Annotated in this window: 18 protein-coding genes; 7 read left to right on the forward strand and 11 right to left on the reverse strand. The window is 64.3% G+C overall.

Annotated elements, in window-relative coordinates:
- Nucleotides 1-49 precede the first annotated feature (49 nt).
- From gndA to NDO48_RS22155, 3 genes are all read right to left on the reverse strand, one after another.
- Nucleotides 50-1,468, reverse strand: a complete 1,419-nt coding sequence (gene gndA, locus NDO48_RS22145) for an NADP-dependent phosphogluconate dehydrogenase (RefSeq protein ID WP_018425876.1) — start codon at nt 1,466-1,468, stop codon at nt 50-52.
- A gap of 135 nt (nt 1,469-1,603) precedes the next feature.
- Entirely contained in the window at nt 1,604-2,047 is a 444-nt protein-coding gene (locus NDO48_RS22150; protein ID WP_018425875.1) for a Fur family transcriptional regulator, read from the reverse strand.
- A gap of 690 nt (nt 2,048-2,737) precedes the next feature.
- Entirely contained in the window at nt 2,738-2,959 is a 222-nt protein-coding gene (locus NDO48_RS22155) for a DUF2171 domain-containing protein (protein ID WP_018425874.1), read from the reverse strand.
- A 359-nt stretch (nt 2,960-3,318) separates the two neighbouring features.
- Between NDO48_RS22155 and NDO48_RS22160 the strand changes: the two genes are divergently transcribed.
- The 4 genes from NDO48_RS22160 (at nt 3,319) to NDO48_RS22175 (ending at nt 7,028) form a co-directional block, all read left to right on the forward strand.
- Entirely contained in the window at nt 3,319-4,206 is an 888-nt protein-coding gene (locus NDO48_RS22160; protein WP_026226774.1) for a metal ABC transporter substrate-binding protein, read from the forward strand.
- Nucleotides 4,203-5,114, forward strand: coding sequence for a manganese/iron ABC transporter ATP-binding protein (locus tag NDO48_RS22165; RefSeq protein WP_018425872.1), 912 nt, complete (start codon nt 4,203-4,205; stop codon nt 5,112-5,114). The genes NDO48_RS22160 and NDO48_RS22165 overlap by 4 nt, the downstream gene beginning before the upstream one ends.
- The gene (locus tag NDO48_RS22170; protein ID WP_018425871.1) at nt 5,111-5,971 is read left to right on the forward strand and encodes a metal ABC transporter permease; all 861 of its coding nucleotides are present in this window, start codon (nt 5,111-5,113) and stop codon (nt 5,969-5,971) included. The genes NDO48_RS22165 and NDO48_RS22170 overlap by 4 nt, the downstream gene beginning before the upstream one ends.
- A 214-nt stretch (nt 5,972-6,185) precedes the next feature.
- Entirely contained in the window at nt 6,186-7,028 is an 843-nt protein-coding gene (locus NDO48_RS22175) for a metal ABC transporter permease (RefSeq protein ID WP_018425870.1), read from the forward strand.
- 259 nt (nt 7,029-7,287) lie between these two features.
- Here NDO48_RS22175 and NDO48_RS22180 read toward each other — a convergent pair whose 3' ends face one another.
- From NDO48_RS22180 to NDO48_RS22200, 5 genes are all read right to left on the reverse strand, one after another.
- Nucleotides 7,288-8,397: an ABC transporter ATP-binding protein gene (locus NDO48_RS22180; protein ID WP_018425869.1), complete on the reverse strand. Its 1,110-nt coding sequence runs from the start codon at nt 8,395-8,397 to the stop codon at nt 7,288-7,290.
- Between the two features lie 27 nt (nt 8,398-8,424).
- Nucleotides 8,425-10,089, reverse strand: coding sequence for an alpha-amylase family glycosyl hydrolase (locus tag NDO48_RS22185; protein ID WP_018425868.1), 1,665 nt, complete (start codon nt 10,087-10,089; stop codon nt 8,425-8,427).
- Nucleotides 10,090-10,093: 4 nt separating this feature from the next.
- On the reverse strand, nt 10,094-11,248 hold the full coding sequence (locus tag NDO48_RS22190; RefSeq protein ID WP_018425867.1) for a carbohydrate ABC transporter permease: 1,155 nt from the start codon (nt 11,246-11,248) through the stop codon (nt 10,094-10,096).
- A 1-nt stretch (nt 11,249) separates the two neighbouring features.
- Complete coding sequence (locus tag NDO48_RS22195) at nt 11,250-12,266, reverse strand: carbohydrate ABC transporter permease (RefSeq protein ID WP_018425866.1); 1,017 nt, start codon at nt 12,264-12,266, stop codon at nt 11,250-11,252.
- A 200-nt stretch (nt 12,267-12,466) separates the two neighbouring features.
- Nucleotides 12,467-13,822 carry an ABC transporter substrate-binding protein gene (locus tag NDO48_RS22200; protein WP_018425865.1) on the reverse strand — a complete coding sequence of 452 codons (1,356 nt, stop codon included), beginning with the start codon at nt 13,820-13,822 and terminating at the stop codon, nt 12,467-12,469.
- A gap of 363 nt (nt 13,823-14,185) precedes the next feature.
- On the opposite strand from NDO48_RS22200, the gene NDO48_RS22205 reads away from it, so the two are divergent.
- Nucleotides 14,186-15,205: a LacI family DNA-binding transcriptional regulator gene (locus NDO48_RS22205; protein ID WP_026226771.1), complete on the forward strand. Its 1,020-nt coding sequence runs from the start codon at nt 14,186-14,188 to the stop codon at nt 15,203-15,205.
- Nucleotides 15,206-15,365: 160 nt separating this feature from the next.
- Here the strand turns inward: NDO48_RS22205 and NDO48_RS22210 are convergent, their stop codons facing one another.
- The 3 genes from NDO48_RS22210 to NDO48_RS22220 are packed head-to-tail and all read right to left on the reverse strand — an operon-like array spanning nt 15,366 to nt 18,102.
- Entirely contained in the window at nt 15,366-16,871 is a 1,506-nt protein-coding gene (locus tag NDO48_RS22210; RefSeq protein ID WP_267322356.1) for a S8 family serine peptidase, read from the reverse strand.
- On the reverse strand, nt 16,868-17,533 hold the full coding sequence (locus NDO48_RS22215) for an anti-sigma factor (protein ID WP_267322357.1): 666 nt from the start codon (nt 17,531-17,533) through the stop codon (nt 16,868-16,870). The genes NDO48_RS22210 and NDO48_RS22215 overlap by 4 nt, the downstream gene beginning before the upstream one ends.
- The gene (locus NDO48_RS22220; protein ID WP_267322358.1) at nt 17,530-18,102 is read right to left on the reverse strand and encodes a sigma-70 family RNA polymerase sigma factor; all 573 of its coding nucleotides are present in this window, start codon (nt 18,100-18,102) and stop codon (nt 17,530-17,532) included. The genes NDO48_RS22215 and NDO48_RS22220 overlap by 4 nt, the downstream gene beginning before the upstream one ends.
- A 226-nt stretch (nt 18,103-18,328) precedes the next feature.
- Between NDO48_RS22220 and NDO48_RS22225 the strand changes: the two genes are divergently transcribed.
- Entirely contained in the window at nt 18,329-19,060 is a 732-nt protein-coding gene (locus tag NDO48_RS22225) for a TenA family transcriptional regulator (RefSeq protein WP_267322359.1), read from the forward strand.
- Nucleotides 19,061-19,140: 80 nt separating this feature from the next.
- On the forward strand, nt 19,141-19,620 hold the full coding sequence (locus tag NDO48_RS22230; protein ID WP_267322360.1) for a GlcG/HbpS family heme-binding protein: 480 nt from the start codon (nt 19,141-19,143) through the stop codon (nt 19,618-19,620).
- The last annotated feature ends 3 nt before the right edge of the window (nt 19,621-19,623 follow it).

The raw sequence follows: 19,623 nt of genomic DNA on the forward strand, positions 1-19,623 counted from the left end.
AGGTGCCGGCAGGCGGATGAGGGGCAGCGCGAACCTTGGCCCTACGTCCCTACCCTTCGCTGCCCCATGGACCATGGTGCGCGCCCGGCGCGTCGACGCGCTCGAAGCCATGGGCGCCGAAGAAATCACGCTGCGCCTGGATGAGATCGGAGGTGCCGCGACCCTGGCGATAGCCGTCGAAATAGGCCAGAGCCGACGACAGGGCCGGCACCGGCAGGCCGGCCTCGGCGGCGCGGGCGACGATGCGGCGCAGCGACGGATGCGCCTTGCCCATCATCTCGACGAAGGCCGGCGCCATCAGAAGATTGGTCGGCTGGTCGGCCTTGCCGAAGGCTTCGGCGATGGTGTCGAGGAATTGCGAGCGGATGATACAGCCGGCACGCCAGATCTTGGCAATGGTCGGCATCGGCAGGTTCCAGCCGAACTCCTTCGACGCGCCGGCCATGACAGCGAAGCCCTGCGCGTAGGCGGCGATCTTGCCGGCAAACAACGCCAGTTCGAGATCGGCCAACAGCTCGTCCTTCGAGCCCGACAGCTTGCCCGAACGGGCACCATAGGCTTTCTCGGCGGCCAGGCGCTCGTCCTTCATCGACGACAGCACGCGTGCTGCGACCGCAGCCTCGATGGCCGTCGCCGGAATGCCAAGCTGCTGCGCCTCGATGACCGACCATTTGCCGGTGCCTTTCTGTCCGGCACGGTCGAGAATGATGTCGACCACCGGACGGCTGGTCTTGGGATCGTCGGCGGACAAGACGGTCGCGGTGATCTCGATCAGGTAGGATTCGAGCCGACCCTTGTTCCAGCCTGAAAAGACCGGCGCGATCTCCTTCGGGGCCATGCCGAGGCCGTCGCGCAGCACGCCATAAATCTCGGCGATCATCTGCATGTCGGCATATTCGATGCCATTGTGGATAGTCTTGACGAAGTGGCCGGCGCCGTTCGGCCCGAGCCAGGCGGCGCAGGGCTCGCCTTTGTACTTGGCCGAGATCGCGGTCAGCACGTCCTCGACACGGGTCCAGGATTCGGGCGCACCGCCGACCATGATCGAAGGACCGTGGCGCGCGCCCTCCTCGCCGCCCGACACGCCCATGCCGATGAAAGTCAGGCCCGAGCCGTCGAGCTCCTTGAAGCGGCGCATGGTGTCGCGGAAATTGGCATTGCCGGCGTCGATGATGATGTCGTTGGCGGCCAGCACCGGGCGCAGGGCCGCGATCTGCTGGTCGACCGGATCGCCGGCCACCACCATGATGATGATCGGCCGCGGCGGGCGGATCGCAGCCGCAAGCTCCTCGATCGAGGCGCAGGGCACGATCCTGTCGCGCAGGTCGCCGGCATTCGCCATGAAGGCCTCGGTACGCGCCGGGGTGCGGTTGAACACGGCGATGCGGTGGCCCTTCTCAGCGATGTTCAGCGCCAGGTTCGAGCCCATCGTGCCCAGGCCGATCAGTCCGATTTCGGCTTTTTCCATGGTCTCGTTTCCTTGTGCTGATGTGGTTGAAGGGCGTGCGGCGGCATGATTGACCTGCCCGCACGCCAAGGTCAACTCGACGGCCCGGCACCGGCCAGAAGCCGCGTTCAACTCACCGTGCGCGGAGCCGGCGGCTCAGTTGGAACGGCGGCGGCGGCCGTAGAGTTCGAGCCGGTGATGAACGATGTCGTAGCCGAGTTCGGCGGCGATTTCCTGCTGTAGCTGCTCGATGCGGTCGGAGCGGAATTCGATGACGTCGCCGGTGTCGATGTCGATGAGATGGTCGTGATGGTCGCCGCCAGCCTGCTCGAAACGTGATGGACCGCCCTCGAAGGCATGGCGGTGGATGGCGCCCATTTCCTCGAGCAGCTTCATGGTGCGGTAGACCGTCGACAGCGAGATACTCTTGTCGACCTGCTCGGCGCGGCGGAATATCTCGAGTGCGTCCGGATGATCTTCCGTCTCGCGCAGGATGTTGAGAATCACCTTGCGTGGACGGGTGACGCGAATGCCCGCCTTGCGGAGCGCCTTTTCATAATCCGGCTTCTTGAGGACGGGTTTGGGGGCAGTCTTCTTCATTGCGCGACTATGTGCCAGATGACACCCAGTTGCAAAAGTTTATGCGCACATTCCCCAGATGAGGTGTGTGCGTACGTCCTTCTCCCCTTGTGGGAGAGGCTGCAACGAAGGGGGTGGATGAGAGGCGCAGAACGGAGTGGAGCATTTGGAATTGTGCACCATTCAGTGGTTGTTTTCTGCATCCTTCATTTCTTCCAGCCCCCTCATCCGACCTCGCTTCACGAGGCCACCTTCTCCCACAAGGGGAGCAGGCAGGTCGCGTCCGTCATCCCAGTCGAGCGCAGAACACCTGGGAGCCAAGCAACGTCGCGCAGACCCGGGCATGGGCGAGACTGTCAAAAAGTCCGTGGAAACTCTTCCCCGTCTGGTCGCGGAAAATCACCACCGGGTGAGGCGGATGCGGGGGCGTCTGTCAGGTGGGCTGAGCGGGGCGTCGCTCCGGCTTGGCAATGCGCGCCATCCGACGACCGCTCACGGCGCAAGCTAAAGCGGCAGAAAGAGTTCGGCCTGATCTGCCCGAGACGATCACGCTGGCTGTCGCCGCGCATCAGAGATTTCAACGGTAAGGCCAGGACCGCACAGCCACGAGAGCGTCGGTGGCACAATTTGCGTCACCTCGGCGCAACCGGCGGCAGACTGCAGGCTGGGTGGGGACGATGGGGACTGCCCGGCAGCCCGCCCCGTTACCGCCTAGCCCGCCTTGCCCTCTTCCTCAAAGGTGACCGCAACATCGGCGTTGGCCGAGAGGCGCACCTTGTTGCCTTCGGTTTCGGCGACGAGTGCCGTGGAGATATAGTGATGGTGGCCGCGGTGACGGCCTTCGCCGCTGTCTTTTTTCGTCAGCTTGATGCGGCCGTTCTCGACCTTGTCGACAGTTCCGATGTGGACGCCGTCGGCGCCGATGACTTCCATATGCTCGCGAATGGCTGAATTGGCTGACACGACCGTTCTCCTTGTTTGGGATTGGCAAACGGAAACGCGCCGAGGCCCGAATGGATGCATGGGCGGGGCAATTGGCAGCAGCATGCTCCGATACCGGTCAACGGTGTTCGTTTCGTTGGTATCCGATCTGTTTGGTGCGCCTGGCTCGCACCGACCAGGTGGCATCCCGATCAACCGGAGAGCCTGCTGGTCGGCATCGAGCCAGCCCGTCATCGAGATATCTACTTGCAAACGATTTGCAATTGCATTGACACGCCGGAGGGCTGCCGTTACGTTCGCCGCCATGCTGCCGGCCGGACCGGGCCTGCGCACAGGGAAACGGGATAAAGATGAAACGACTAAGCCTCGCCCTCGCCGCCATTGCCATGCTTGGCTTCTCAGCCACCGAAGGCATGGCCGAGAAGATGAAGGTGGCGACCACCTTCACCGTGATCGCCGACATTGCCCGCAATGTCGCCGGAGATGCCGCCGAGGTGGAATCAATCACCAAGCCGAATGCCGAGATCCACAACTATCAGCCGACGCCAGGCGACATGCTGCGGGCGCAGAAGGCGGACCTGGTGTTGTGGAACGGGCTGAACCTTGAGCTGTGGTTCCAAAAGTTCTTCGACAATCTCGACGGAGTGGCGCAGGTCGTGGTGTCCGATGGCGTCGAGCCGATGGGCATCGCCGAGGGACCCTATAGCGGCAAGCCCAATCCACATGCCTGGATGTCTCCGCAAGCGGCGCTGATCTATGTCGAGAACATCCGCAAGGCCTTTGCCGAGAAGGACCCTGCCAATGCCGCGACCTACGCGAGGAACGCGGCTGACTATTCGGACAAGATCAAGGCGACGGTGGCGCCGATCCATGCGGCGATCGACACCATTCCGGCTGAGCGACGCTGGCTCGCCACCAGCGAGGGCGCGTTCTCCTATCTGGCGCGCGATTTCGGCCTGAAGGAGGTTTATCTCTGGCCGATCAACGCCGACCAGCAGGGTACGCCGCAGCAGGTGCGCAAGGTGATCGACCTCGTCAGGGCCAACAACATTCCGGCTGTGTTCAGCGAAAGCACCGTGTCGTCGAAGCCGGCCGAGCAGGTCGCCCGGGAGACCGGCGCAAAATATGGCGGCGTGCTCTATGTCGACTCGCTGAGCGACGAGGGCGGCCCGGTGCCGACCTATCTCGACCTGTTGAGCGTCACCACCCAGACCATCGTCAAGGGGCTGACCCAATGACCATGCCCCTGAAAGGGCGGCCCCAGGCGGCGGCCACTCCCGGCGACGGGCTATACGTCGCCAACATCTCGGTGACCTATCGCAACGGCCACACCGCGCTGCGCAACGCCTCCTTCGCCATTCCACGCGGCACCATCACGGCACTTGTCGGCGTCAACGGCTCGGGCAAGTCGACCCTGTTCAAGTCGATCATGGGCTTCGTGCCGCTGGCATCGGGCAGCGTCGAGATCCTGGGCCAGCCGGCACGCGAAGCGCTCAGGAAAAACCTCGTCGCCTATGTACCGCAGAGCGAAGACGTCGACTGGAATTTCCCCGTCCTTGTCGAGGACGTCGTCATGATGGGCCGTTACGGCCACATGAACTTTTTGCGGATGACGCGCGGCATCGACCGCGAGGCGGTGGATGCCGCGCTCGAACGTGTCGGCATGGTCGACTTCCGCAAGCGCCAGATCGGCGAACTCTCCGGCGGGCAGAAGAAGCGCGTGTTCCTGGCCCGCGCGCTAGCGCAGCAGGGTGAACTGATCCTGCTCGACGAGCCCTTCACCGGTGTCGACGTGCGCACCGAAGAAGCGATCATCTCGCTGTTGCAGGGCCTGCGCGACGAAGGCCGGGTGATGTTGGTGTCGACCCACAATCTGGGTTCGGTGCCGCGCTTCTGCGACCGCGCCGTGCTGATCAACCGGACGGTGCTGGCAGCCGGCCCGACGGCCGAAACCTTCACCAAGGCCAATCTCGAAAAGGCCTTCGGCGGCGTGCTGCGCCAGTTCATCCTCGGCGGCTCCGAACTGCATGACGATGCCGACACGCGGCAGGTGACGGTGCTGACCGACGACGAGCGTCCCTTTGTCATTTATGGCGACGGCAACGGCAATGACGATGCCGCTGGCAAAGGCGGGCGACGGAAATGATCTCCACGCTGTTCGAGCCGTTCGGCTACGGCTACATGCTCAACGCGATGTGGGTGTCAGCGCTTGTCGGCGGCGTCTGCGCTTTCCTGTCGGCCTATCTGATGCTCAAGGGCTGGTCGCTGATCGGTGACGCACTCTCGCACTCCATCGTGCCCGGCGTCGCCGGCGCCTACATGCTCGGCCTGCCCTTCGCGCTCGGCGCGTTCCTGTCGGGCGGGCTGGCGGCGGGCGCCATGCTGTTCCTCAACCAGCGCACCAAGCTGAAGGAAGACGCCATCATTGGGCTGATCTTCACCTCCTTCTTCGGGCTCGGCCTGTTCATGATCTCGCTGTCGCCGGCCTCGGTGAACATCCAGACCATCGTGCTCGGCAACATCCTGGCGGTGACACCCACTGATACGCTGCAGCTGGTGCTGATCGGCGGCATTTCGCTGGCGATCCTGCTCGCCAAATGGAAAGACCTGATGGTCGCCTTCTTCGACGAGAACCACGCGCGTTCGATCGGGCTCAATCCTGATCTGCTCAAGGTGCTGTTCTTCATGCTGCTGTCGGCCTCGACGGTGGCAGCGCTGCAGACGGTGGGTGCGTTCCTGGTCATCGCCATGGTGGTGACGCCGGGCGCGACCGCCTACCTGCTCACCGACCGGTTTCCGCGGCTGATCGTGATCAGTGTCCTGATCGGCAGCGCGACCAGCTTCGTCGGCGCCTATGCGAGCTACTTTCTCGACGGGGCGACCGGGGGAATTATCGTGGTGTTGCAGACGCTGATCTTCCTGATGGCGTTCGTCTTTGCGCCGAAGCACGGGATGCTGGCGGCGCGGCGGCGGGCACGGCTGGAGCTGGAGGCAGGGGTATGAGCGCCGCGCAAAATCTTCCTTCTTCGCCTGCGGGAGAAGGTGGCCGACCCCGAGCTTGTCGAGGGGGCGGTCGGATGAGGGGTGTTGGAAGAAGTGCAGCGCTTCCATACGAATCTGTTGCTCAATTGCACTCCGTCCAGCACCCCTCATCCGCCCCTTCGGGGCACCTTCTCCCGCAAGGGGAGAAGGAAGGCGCCTCCGGCGAGGTACGACCATGATCGAAACCCTTACCCTGCCCTTCGCTTTCCCGTTCATGCAGCAGGCCTTTGCCATCTCGCTGCTGGTCGCGGTGCCGATGGCGTTGTTGTCGTGTTTCCTGGTGCTCAAGGGCTGGTCACTGATGGGCGATGCCATCAGCCATGCGGTGCTGCCGGGTGTGGTGCTCGCCTATATCGTCGGCCTGCCGCTGGCGGTCGGTGCCTTTGCCGCCGGCATGACCTGCGCGCTGGCGACCGGCTATCTCAAGCAGAACAGCCGGATCAAGGAAGACACCGTCATGGGCATTGTCTTTTCTGGCATGTTCGGCCTCGGCATCGTGCTTTACACCAAGATCCAGACCGACGTGCATCTCGACCACATCCTGTTCGGCGACATGCTTGGCGTGAGCTGGCGCGACGTGGTGGAGGCCGGCGTGATCGCGCTGGTGGCGACCGGTGCCATCGGCCTCTTCCGCCGCGATCTTCTGCTGCACGCCTTCGACCCGCAGCACGCGCAGGCCATCGGCCTGCCGGTCAGGCTATTGCATTACGGGCTACTCGTGGTGTTGTCGCTGACCATCGTCGGGGCGCTGAAGGCGGTCGGCATCATCATCGCCATCGCCATGCTGATCGCGCCGGGCGCCATCGCCTACCTTGTCACCGACCGCTTCGAGCGCATGCTCCTCGTGTCGGTCCTGGTGGCGGTCTCGTGCTCGTTGTCAGGCGTCTACCTCAGCTTTTTCCTCGACAGCGCGCCTGCGCCGACGATCGTGCTGTTGATGAGCCTGACATTCGTATCGGCGTTCTTCGCCTCCAAGCGACGGACGGAGCTGAAGCAGAGGCAGGTGACGGTGGAATAAGTTCGCCGGGTAGCGCATCTCCCCGTCCTTAAGGGGAGGTGAGATGCGGTCCGCGCGGCGGACGAAAAGCCACTGCTTGGCATTTGGAGCATCGAATGCGGGCAGGCAGATGAGGGGCGGCAACATCACCGGATTGCCCCCTCACGCTTGCCCTCCCCCGCAGGCAGGGAGAGGGGGACGTCGCATCTAGCCTCACCCTCGAACCTGCCGTCGGGGCCAACTACAAAAGGCAAATCCACAAGCGCTTGGTCAAAAAGCCCTATGCTGCGACAGCGGTCCGCCGCCGGTCATACGACCGCCCATCTCCGTCAAAGATATGCAGATCGTCGGGGCTGGCGGAAAGCCGGATCACCGTGCCGCGCTTGATCTCGACATTGCCGGGCAGCTTGGCGGTCAGTGGCTGCTCGGGGCGGCCGATGTCGACATAGACGAGCTGGACCTCGCCGAGCTGCTCGACATAATCGACCATGCCTTCGAACAGGAAATCGTCATTGGTGGCGACGTAGAGATCCTCGGGGCGGACGCCGAAGCTGACGGCCTTGCCTTGGGCGTCTGCGGGGGTGGCGACCGGTACCGGCGTCTTGCGGCCGGCGACATGGGTAACGAGGCTGGTCTCGCCAGCACGCTCGATGGTGGCGGGCAGGATGTTCATGGCCGGCGACCCGATGAACTGGGCGACGAACAGGTTGCCCGGGTGCTTGTAGAGCTCCATCGGCGAGCCGACCTGCTCGATACGGCCGTCCTTGAGCACAACGATGCGGTCGGCCAAGGTCATCGCCTCGACCTGATCGTGGGTGACGTAGATCATCGTCGTCTCGGGCATCGATTCCTTGAGCTTGGCGATCTCGATGCGGGTGGCGACACGGAGTGCCGCGTCGAGGTTGGACAGCGGCTCGTCGAACAGGAAGACCTTTGGGTTGCGGACGATGGCGCGGCCGATGGCGACGCGCTGGCGCTGGCCGCCCGACATCGCCTTGGGCAGGCGGTCGAGATATTTGGTCAGCTGCAGGATATCGGCCGCGGCACGCACCCGCTTGTCGATCTCGGCCTTGCTCTCGCCGGCGATCTTCATGCCGAAGGCCATGTTGTCGTAGACCGTCATGTGCGGATAGAGCGCGTAGGACTGGAACACCATGGCGATACCGCGCTTGGACGGCGGCACATCATTGACCTTCTCGCCGGCGATATGCAGTTCGCCGCCGGTGATCTCCTCGAGCCCGGCGATCGAGCGCAGCAGCGTCGACTTTCCGCAGCCCGAGGGGCCGACGAAGACAATGAATTCGCCCGACTTGATGTCGAGGTCGATGCCATGAAGGATGTTCAGGTTGCCGTAGGACTTCTTAACGTCCCTGAGCGTTAGATCGGCCATGGTTTCCTCCCAGTACCTAATTTGCGGTCAGACGAAGCGCCCGAACCAGGCGCCGTAACCAGCGAGCCGGACTGCGCCGGCATCGGTCTTGCCATCGAGCCCATGCCCCTGAAGGGGCTGCAGGCCACGACCTCCCAGATCGACCGTAGCCGGTGTGCTGCCGAGATTGAAGACGCAAACGATCTCCTCGTTGCCCTCGCGGCGGCTGAAGGCAATGGCATCGCCCTCGGCCTTTAGGAACGAGATATCGCCCTTGGCAAGGGCCGGATGGGCACGGCGGAAGGCAAGAAAGCGCCTGTAATGTTCGAGCAGCGAGGCGGCATCGCCCTCCTGGGTGTCGACGGCTTTCGCCAGATGGTCCGCCGGCACCGGCAGCCACGGCTTGACCTTGGAGAAGCCGCCATTGGCGGCATCCTTGTTCCACACCATCGGTGTGCGGCAGCCATCGCGGCCCTTGAACTCGGGCCAGAAGCGGATGCCATAGGGATCCTGCAGGTCCTCGAAAGCGAGATTGGCCTCGGTCAGGCCGAGCTCCTCGCCCTGGTAGATGCAGACCGAGCCGCGCAGCGACATCAGAAGTGCCGAGACAACCTTGAGATAGGCGGTGCGATCGGCCTCGCCCATGCCCCAGCGCGAGGCGTGACGGACGACGTCGTGGTTGGAGAAGGCCCAGCACGACCAGCCGTCGCTGGCGACCTTGCCGAAGTCCTCGAGCACGGAACGCACCTTGGCGGCGCTGATCTTCTCGGGCGCCAGGAAGTCGAAGGCGTAACACATCTGCACCTTGTCGCCGCCGGCGGTGTAGGACGCCACGACCTCCAGACCACGCTGGGAATCGCCGACTTCGCCGACAGCAGCGGCCGCCGGATATTCGTCGAGCACGGCGCGGAAACGGGCGAGGAATTCGAGATTCTCGGGCCGGCTCTTGTCGTAGATGTGATCCTGGAAATTGTAGGGGTTCACAGCCGGTGCGGTCTGGTCGTTGCGCTCCTCCGGAGGCAGCGCCGGATTGTCCTCGAGGCCGGCCGAGTGGAAGTAGAAATTGATGGTGTCGAGACGGAAGCCGTCGACGCCGCGCTCCAGCCAGAAACGCGTGACGTCGAGCAATGCATCCTGGACGTCACGGTTGTGGAAGTTGAGATCGGGCTGCTCGGCCAGGAAATTGTGCAGGTAGTACTGCATGCGCCTGGTGTCCCACTGCCAGGCCGAGCCGCCGAAGATCGACAACCAGTTGTTAGGCGGGCTGCCGTCGGGCTTGGCGTCTGCCCAGACGTACCAGTCGGCCTTGGCGTTGTCGTGGCTCGACCTGCTTTCCTTGAACCAGGGGTGCAGGTCGGAGGTGTGCGAGATGACGCCGTCGATCATCACCTTGAGGCCGAGGCGATGCGCTTCCGATATCATCGCATCGAAGTCGGCGAGCGTGCCGAACATCGGGTCGATGTCGAGATAGTCCGAGATGTCGTAACCGAAATCCTTCATCGGCGACTTGAAGAAGGGCGAAATCCAGACCGCGTCGGCGCCAAGTTCCGCAATGTGCGGAAGGCGGGAGATGATGCCCTTGAGGTCGCCGATACCGTCTCCGTTGGAGTCCTGGAAGCTGCGGGGGTAGATCTGGTAGATCACCGCCCCTCGCCACCAGTCGCGGTCGACTGCGGTCTCAGGGTTTTCGAACTTGCGCATTGCGGCCTGCATGGAGCTAGCCTCCCTTGACTGAGCCCGCGAGCAGGCCGCGGACGAAATAGCGTTGAAGCGAGAAGAACACGATCAACGGCACAATGATGGTGACGAAGGCCGAGGTGGTGAGAATTTCCCAGTCGCCGCCGCGCGAGCCAAGCAGCGCATTGAGCTTGCCGGTCAGCACCAGTTGGTCGGAGCCTGAGCCGAGGAAAACCATCGCTACCAGCAGGTCGTTCCAGACCCAGAGGAACTGGAAGATTGCGAAGGAGGCGAGCACCGGGAAGGACAGCGGCAAGACGATCTTGACGAAGATCTCGAAGTCGCTGGCACCGTCGATGCGGGCCGACTCCATGATCTCGCGTGGCAGGCCGGCGATGTAGCTGCGCAACAGGTAGATGGCGAAGGGCAAGCCGAAGCCGGTATGCGCCAGCCATATGCCGAGATAGGTCTTGGCCGGCACGCCGAAGAACAGGCCGACGCCATTGTAGAGCTTGAGCAGCGGAATGAGCGACATCTGCAGCGGCACGACGAGCAGGCCGATGATGACGGCGATCAAAAGCGCGCGGCCGGGAAAGCGCATCCAGGCGAGCGCATAGGCGGCATAGGCGGCAATCAGGATCGGGATGATGGTGGCCGGAATGGTGACCGTCAGCGAATTGATGAAGGAACGGCCGATGCCCTCGGAGAACAGCACCGTGCGGTAGTTGTCGAGGGTGAAGCGCGGCGGCATCGAAGCCGAATAATAGATACGCTGGCCGCGGCTGCCCTCGAATGCCGTGGGCGAGGACATCACATAGGAGCCGTCGTCGGAGACCTTGAGGACGACGCCCTCGCCGAGGTCGGCGACGGTCCCCGCTTCGAACTGCGTCGGCTGCTGCGCCTTGGTGCCGAACGCCGTGACCGTACGCGCATCGCCGGCGCCGAACAGGTTGCCCATGATGTGGAACTTGCCGTCCTTCTCGACCTGCTTTTCGGCAGTGTCGGTTCGTCCGGCCTGGGTTTCGGACGAGGTCGACAGCGCCGTCCACCAGCCAGAGACCACCAGCTGGTCCTTGTCGCGCAGGGAGCTGACGAGGATGCCCAGCGTCGGGATGGTCCAGATGGTGACGAAGACGAGCACTGCGATATGGACGCCGAAACGACCGATGAAGGACTTTCCCCTTGAAGCGGCCATGTCAGTGCCCTCCCCCGCCTTCGCGATTGGCCTGGCGGATGTTCCAGATCATGATCGGCACGACGGCCAGCATGATGATGACGGCGATCGCCGCGCCGCGGCCGAAGTCGCCACCGCCACGGAACATCCAGTCGAACATGAGATTGGCCAGAACCTGGCTGTTCCACTGGCCGTTGGTCATGGTCAGGACGATGTCGAAGACCTTGAGCACCAGGATGGTGATGGTGGTCCAGACAACGGCGATCGTGCCCCAGATCTGCGGCACCATGATCTTCCAGAAGATCTGGAACGGATTGGCGCCATCGATGACGGCCGCCTCGATGGTCTCCTCGGGAATGCCGCGCAGGGCCGAGGACAGGATGACCATGGCAAAGCCCGTCTGGATCCAGATCAGGATGATCATCAGGAAGAAGTTGTTCCAGAAGGGCGTCGAGATCCACACCTGCGGATTGCCGCCGAAATATTGCACGGCCGCGTTGAGGATGCCGATCTGGGTCTGGCCGTCGGCGCGGTATTCGTAGACGAATTTCCAGATGACGCTGGCGCCGACGAACGAGATGGCGAGCGGCAGGAAGACCAGGCTCTTGGCGATGTTGCCCCACCAGATCTTGTCAGTCAGCACGGCAATGATCAGGCCGAAGAAGGTGCAGGCGGCGGGCACGACGGCGAGCCACAGCAGGTTGTTGAAGATCGAGTTGCGGAACTCGCGGTCGCCGAAGGCCCAGCTGTAGTTGGCGAGACCGACGAAGTTCTGGCCGGCACGGTCCATGAAGGACAGGCGCAGCGTCTCGATGACAGGATAGACGAGATAGACGGTGACGATCAGCATCGCCGGACCGACGAACAGCCATGGCCGGATAAGGCCCTGGCGGCGCAGGTTGTCGACCGCCGCAGCACCCGAGACGCCGCGCGACGGCAAGGCAAGGTCGAGAAGCTTGTTGGCGCCCCAGTAGTAGACGACGCAGCCGCCGACGCCGACGATGATTGTGAAAATGGCTGAAAGTATCTGTGCCGTCATGGGATTAGTCCCTTTTCAACGGGCTGTTCGAGCAGACTGCCAGTGTCGGAAGGACGCCCCCTCGCCTGCGCTTCGCGGCAACCCGGGGCAACCTCTTCCTAGCGGGAGGGGGTAACCGGGAACGGCGCCGCCGGTACCTTCTCCGCTGGCGGGAGAAGGCGGCCGCAAGGCGGCAAGACGAGGGGGCTAGCCAGACGCTGTTACTTGATCGCGTCCCAGCTCTTCTGGATGTCGCCGGCGACATCGGCCGGAGCCTTGCCACCGACGAGGTCGATCATGCCGGTCCAGAACGCACCAGCGCCGATTTTGCCCGGCATCAGATCGGATCCGTCGAAGCGGAAGGTCGAGGCATTGACGAGAATGTCGCCCTGCTTCTTCAGCGCTTCGTTGGCATAGGCTTCCTTGTTGGCCGTCTTGAGCGGGGTGAGGAAGCCCGACTGGGCCATCCAGACTTCGTGGGCGAGCGGCATCTTCAGGAAGTCGATGAAGGCGCGCGCCGCCTTGGAGTCCTTGGCGATGGTGAACAGCGTGCCACCACCGAGCACCGGATTGCCGAGCTCGGGCTTGGCCGCCATCGGCGGCAGGTAGAAGAAGTCGGCATCCTGGCCGAGCTTGGTGCCTTCAGGGAAGAAGGACGAGATGAACGACGCTTGGCGGTGCAGGTAGCACTTGGGCGGGACCGCAAACAGGCCCTTGGGGCTGTCGCGGAAGTCGGTCGCGGCGACCGCCGCCTTGCCGCCGTCGACATATTTGTCGTTGGTGGCGATCTTGGCGAAGATGTCGAGAGCGTTGACGACGGCCGGATCGTTGAACGGGATCTCGTTCTTGGTCCACTTGTCGTAGGTCTCTGGCGACTGCGTGCGCAGCATGATGTCTTCGACCCAGTCGGTGGCCGGCCAGCCGGTGGCGCCGCCCGACCCCAGGCCGATGCACCACGGCACGCCACCATCGGCGACGATCTTGTCGGTCAGTGCCTGCATGTCCTCCCAGGTCTTGGGAACCTTGTAGCCGGCTTCCTCGAAGTTCTCAGGCACATACCAGACCAGCGACTTCAGGTCGGCCTTGAAGGGGAAGCCGTAGAAGCCGGGTTTGCCGTCCTTGTCCTTGAAGGTGCCGAGATCGACCCAGGACTGGCCGGCGCCGTAGTTCTCCTTGACGAAGCTGGCGGTGCCCTCGTCGAGCGGCGAGAGCAGGCCCTTGGAAGCGAGATCCTGGATCAGGCCGGGCTGCGGCAGGATGGCGATGTTGGGCGGGCTGCCGGCCTGGGTGTCGATGACGATCTGCTGTTCGTAGTTTTCGGACGAGGAGTATTTGACCTCGGCGCCGGTGGCTTCCGAGAAATAGTCGAGCACCGAGCGGGCGAGCTTTTCGTCCTCGCCGCGCCAGGGCCCGAACACGGTCAGCGTCTCGCCCTTGAGGTCGACCTTCTTGAGGTCGTCGAAATTGGACCAGGTGAAGCGCGGGTCTTCGCCCGGCTTGAACTTCAGCTCCGCGGATGCGGGGGCGCTCAGGGCGACGGCCGCAAGCGCCACACCCAGCAACAGGGTCTTCCTCATGATTGTCCTCCCAGTGGATCGAAAACGTTGGTTCCGAACGTTCCGGCGGAACCTCCCTCCGCCGGCCGAGACGCCTTGAACTGTGCCCGATGATCGCGCGGCCTGCAACCGCGTTACGCAACGGCATTTCAAAGCGCTTTGGCTGCACTCATCACGCCACCGAACGACCAACGAGTCAAGAGCCTCGTGTAGCTAATCGATTTAAATTAGTAGCGATGTGCGGCGCAGCACGATTTTTTGGCGCTGCAGCAGCAAATTCTGCTTCAAAGCGGCGTTCGGGACGCCTATCTTGGGGCATGCTGCCGACACTCGCCCGCTTGGGCGGGGCGGCGAATTTAAAGCGCTTTGAGATTCGAGGGCACGGTGAACCTCAAACAGTTGTCGCAGATGCTCGAGCTTTCGCAGACGACGGTAAGCCGTGCGCTGAACGGTTACCCCGAAGTCAGCGAGGAGACGCGGCGGCGGGTGATGGACGCGGCCAAGCGCCATGGCTACCGGCCGAACCCGAGCGCGCGACGGCTGGCGACCGGCAAGGCCGGCATGATCGGCTACGTCATGCCAACCGGTGCCGCCGTTGACATCGACCCGCATTTCGTCGAGTTCCTGTCCGGACTCGGCGACTATGCCCGCGGCCACGAGCTAGACCTGGCGCTGAGCCCTGCGGATGCCCAGGACGAGGAGACGACCTATCGGCGCGTCATCGCCAACAAGCAGGTCGACGCGCTCTACATCTCGGCGCCGCGCGAGGCCGACACCCGCATTGCCCTTGTCCACCAGCTCGGCATTCCCTTCATCGTGCACGGGCGCAGCGAGGGGCTCGACTTCGACTACCCCTTCATCGACATCGACAATGACGGCGCCTTCCACGATGCGACGCGGCTTCTGCTGCAGCTCGGCCACAAGCGCGTCGGGCTGATCAACGGCGACGAGACCCAGACCTTTGCCATCTTCCGCGAGCGCGGCATGCGGCGGGCGCTCGGCGCCAGTGGGCTGGTTCTGGAGCCCAACAACATCCGCTCGGTCGCCATGACCGAGGAGAACGGCTATCGCGCCGCGCGCAGCCTGCTCGAAACGTCGGGCGGGCCGACGGCCATCGTCTGCTCGAGCCTGATCATGGCGTTGGGCGTCGTGCGTGCCGCGCGCGACCTCAATCTGTCGATCCCGCGCGACCTGTCGCTGGTCAGCCATGACGACGTGTTCCCCTGGCTGCGGCCGGAGCATTTTTCGGTGCCGCTGACGACAACACGCTCGTCGATCCGAGCCGCCGGAGCGCGCGTCGCCGAGCGACTGGCGGCACGGATTTCGGGGCTCGAGGACGGGGCACGCGGCGAGGTGTGGCCGGTGGATCTCGTCGTGCGTGGATCGATTGCGGGCGCGCGGTAAGGGGCGCGTGGATCATGCATGGGGGCGGCCGTGAACTGGTCGGCGACGCGCTCCGGCACATTCTTGCATGGACGGGGAGGCAGCTGCAGTGCCCCCGCTGCACTTGAGGTGGCTCTTCACCTCGGTGGGCTTTCCACTTGGCGCAAAACAGAGGACGCCGCTACTCCTTCACCGCTTCAGCCGCTTTCGTGTTGATCAACCCGAAGCCGAAGTCGGCGTCGCGGCCTTTTTCGCCAAGGTCGACGGCCGTGTCGGCGAGAGCCTTTTCCACCCAGTCGGCGCTGCGGTCGGGCGACTTGTGGAGGATGTTGGCGATGGCGCCGCTGACGACGGCAGCGGCGAAGGACGTGCCGGTGACGAGATCGACGCCCCCGCCGACGGGCGCCATGAGGTCGACGCCGGGCGCCGAGACATAGACATAAGGCCCGCGGTTGGCCTGCTTCATCAGCGCGTCTTTCGCATCCGTGGCGGTGACGGCGATGACGCCGTTGTAGGCTGCCGGGTAGCCATAGGGTGCGCCAGGGCCGTTGTTGCCGGCTGCGGCGACAAGGATCAGGCCACGAGCACGGGCGGCGCGGCAGGCCTGGTCGAGCAGCGCGTTCTTGGGCCCGACGAAGCTCATGTTGACGATGCGCACATCCTGCGCTGCTGCCCAGTCGAGCGCATCGAGAATGATGCCCATGTTGGACTTGCCGCCCTCGAAGGCGCGGGCATGGAAGATTTTTGCGCCCGGGGCCATGCCCTTGAACGCGCCCTTGCCGGCGATCAGCCCGGCAACCGAGGTGGCGTGGTCGCGGGCAGTGATCTTGACGCCGGGCATGGCATCGAACTCGCCAGCAATCACGTCCTTGAGAGCCGGATGGGTGTCGTCCAGCGCGGTGTCGATGACGGCTATGCCGACATTCTCGCCGTTGGCCTCAGCCTCGTCGAGGGCGATGCGCTGGAAGGCGAAATTGGGTGCAGCGGCCGCCTGCTGCAGCTCGTAGATGTGGTTGGGCTCGCGCGCCGTGGTGCGGCCATCGCCGGCGAGCTGGGCGAGCACGATCGGAACCGGCCGGCCGTCGGGGATGCCGTAGCGGACAAGGCTTGTGCCGAGCAGCAGCGACTGGCGCTGCGAACGGATATCGAGGCCGAAGCTTTGAGCGACTGCCTGCGCGACTGCGGGCCCGCCATCGACCGTCACCAGCACCTCGTCAGGCACGAAGGCGCCCTCGATAGCACGCGGCGCCACAGCAAGGGCTGTGCCCTGAGGCGATGCCTGGTTCGGCGGCGGCGCCGGCGGAGAGGGCGTCGAGCTGGCGGGATCGGAGGCGGACGCCTGGCCGCCGTCGCCGCGCTGCGGATTGGGCGTGGGCACCGGCACGCTGGACGGAGGTACCGTCGATGGCGGCGACGTGGTCGAGGGCGCAGAAGGTCCACCCGGATTGGCGAAGAGATCGACCAGCATGTCGGGCAGGCCGACGGATGCTCCGGCGCCACTGCCGCCCGCTCCTCCGCCTCCGCCGCCTGGCTTCAGGCAGTCGGCGGCAGTTGCGGCGGTGGCCTTGCTCAGGCAGTCGATTTGCTCGGGCGTGAGGTTTGGGTCGTTGGTCTGGGCGAAGGCGGGGCTGGCGGCGAACAGTGCCGCCACCAGCATCAGCCAGGCCCTGCCCCCAAGCCTCTTCATCCCTGAGGCTTCCGGCCAGCGGTCACCGTGTCGGCGACCGGCGACGCCGCGATGACACCGAGGATGCGATCGTAGTCGGCGACCGTTTCGGCCTTGATGGCGACGCGGAAGACGCCGCTTGCGGTCGGGCCGTCGATGATGCTTGCGCCTTCGTCGCCAAGCAGTGCCGCGATTTCGGACATCCTGGCGTCCGGCTTGAATGTGACCAGCGCGAAGGGCAGTTTTGCTGCGTCCTCGCCGGTGCCGGCGACTTCGAAATTGTTGCCGCCGGCGCCGGGCCGTTCCATGACGCCCTGGACGACGACGAAGGCGAGCAGAGCCGCTGCGGCAGCCCAGGCGACGCCGACCGGCAGGCCCATGAAACCCTGCCAGGCGCGTGCCAGGAAGGATTGAGACCGGCGCTCACGCGCGGGGCCGGCTTCGGCCTCGAGCATCCTGGAGAACCGGCTCAGGGCATCGGCGGGCGGGCGCATCGCCTCGTTGGCGGCCATAGTGCCAGAGAACTCGGCCTCGGCGGCTTCGAGCGCATCCATGGCGGCGGGGTCGCTGGCGAGCCAGTCCTCGACGGCTGCCAGCTCCGCTCCTTCAAGCGTACCGTTGAGGTAGAAGGGCAGCAGCGTCTCGATCTCATCTCGGCGTGTCATCTTTTCGGCAGCGCTCATGGCCAGCCCCTGTCATATCCGGCGGCCTTGAGGGCCTCGCCCAGCTTCTTGCGGGCGTAGAACATCCGCGTCTTGACGGTGGCGACCGGAATGTCGAGCACCTCGCCGATCTCGGTCACCGATTTCCCATGGTAATAGGCAAGGTCGATGACCGTGCGGTGCTCTTCGGCCAGTGCATTGACGAAGCCGCGCAGGGCGGCCCCCTTGTCCTTTTTCATGGTGACGACCTCGGGCGTGTCGGCATCGTCGGGCACGGCCGCCGCATCGTCGTCGTCGAGCCAGTCCTCCTTGCGCTTGCGCACCTGGGACAACGCCTTGAAACGCGCAATGCCGAGCAGCCAGGTCGACACCTCCGACCGGCCCTCGAATTGCGGCGCCTGGCGCCACAACTCCAGAAAGACCTCGTTTGCTACATCATCCGCCACGGCTTCAGATCCCGTCTGGCGCGCCACGAAACGGTAGACCCGTGCGTGGTGACGCGTGAACAGGAGCCGCAAGGCGGCGCGGTCGCCGTTTGCGACCCGGCCGACGAGCTCGCGATCTGACATGGGGTCGGATGCGATGTTCATGGCCGGGGTCACCGCCGGGCTCCTGTCTGCATAGTCGCGTGTCGCCGCAAAAAGGTTCACCCGATTGTTTCGGACAAACAAAGCTAACCGAACTGCCGCTGCCTGACCAGTGGATGGGCGGCAACCCAGGCGGGAGGGTCCGGCGCAATGCCAGGGCTTGCACGCAAAGCAATTTGGTATACAGTATTCCAAATTGAACAGGCCAGTAGCCCTCGGGGAGCATTGAATGACCGTCGCCATGAATCCGGACGAATTCCGCACCGCGCTCGAAAACGCCATCAAGGGCAAGAGCGCCAACAAGTCGCCCTTCAGCGTCGGCTGGGCCAGCGGCAAGCTGAGCCGCGAGCACCTCGCCCGCTGGGCCGAGAACCACTACCACTATGTCGGACCGTTCGCGGACTACCTCGGCTACATCTACGCGCGCATGCCCGAGGGCTACACCGAGGCCAAGGATTTCCTGCTCGCCAACATGTATGAGGAAGAGATCGGCGGCGACCGCCATACCGATCTGCTGATCCGCTTCGGTGAGGCCTGCGGCACGACGGCCGCCAGAATTCGTGACCCCGAGAACATGTCGCCGACGACGCGCGCCCTGCAGAGCTGGTGCTACTCAGTCGCCATGCGCGAAGATCCCATCGTCGCCGTCGCCGGCCTCGTGGTGGGCCTGGAATCCCAGGTGCCGTCTATCTACCGCAAGCAGACGCCCACGCTGCGCGACAAGTACGGCTTCACCGACGAGGAAGTCGAATTCTTCGACCTGCATATCGTCTCCGACGAGATCCACGGCGAACGCGGCTACCAGATCGTTCTGGAGCACGCCCGCAGCGTCGAGATGCAGCAACGCTGCCTCAAGATCTGCGAGGTCGGCGCCCAGATGCGGCTGCTCTACACCACGGCACTCTACAATGACTATGTCGCCTCCGAGCTGCCGCTCGAAGAACTGAACCTCGCCGCCTGACCAGGAGGCAAGCGGCGGGGCATATGTTCGGGCCCCGCCGAAAAGCGCAATAAAGCCATAGGCATGACAGGGACGGAAACGTGAAGCAGGTCCTCAAACTCGAAGTCGAAGAAGCCCGCGTCATGGTGGCGGCGGCGGTGGCCAAGGCGCTGGAGCTGAACGTTCCCGAAACCGTCTGCATCGCCGACGACGGCGGTTATCCGATCGCGCTCGAACGCATGAACGGCGCGCGGGTGACCGGACCACAGATCGCCTGGAACAAGGCCTTCACCGCCGCCGGCCACAAGCGCTCGACCCACCTGTTCACCACCCCGCCGAACGGCCCTGCCCTGCCGGGCAACGAAGCCTTCGGCATCCAGCTCAGCTTCGAGGGCCGTTTCGCCGCCTTTGTCGGCGGCTTTCCCGTCGTCGTCGATGGTGAGGTAATCGGCGGCGTCGGCCTGAGCGGCGGCAATGGCGAACAGGACATCGCCTGCGGGCTGGCGGCGCTGCAGGCGCTGGCCATGCTGCTGGAGCCGAAAGGCCACAAGGTGATGGTGCAGGCCGACATCAAGAAATAGCAG

Source organism: Aminobacter sp. MET-1, assembly GCF_026521175.1.
GTDB lineage: Bacteria > Pseudomonadota > Alphaproteobacteria > Rhizobiales > Rhizobiaceae > Aminobacter.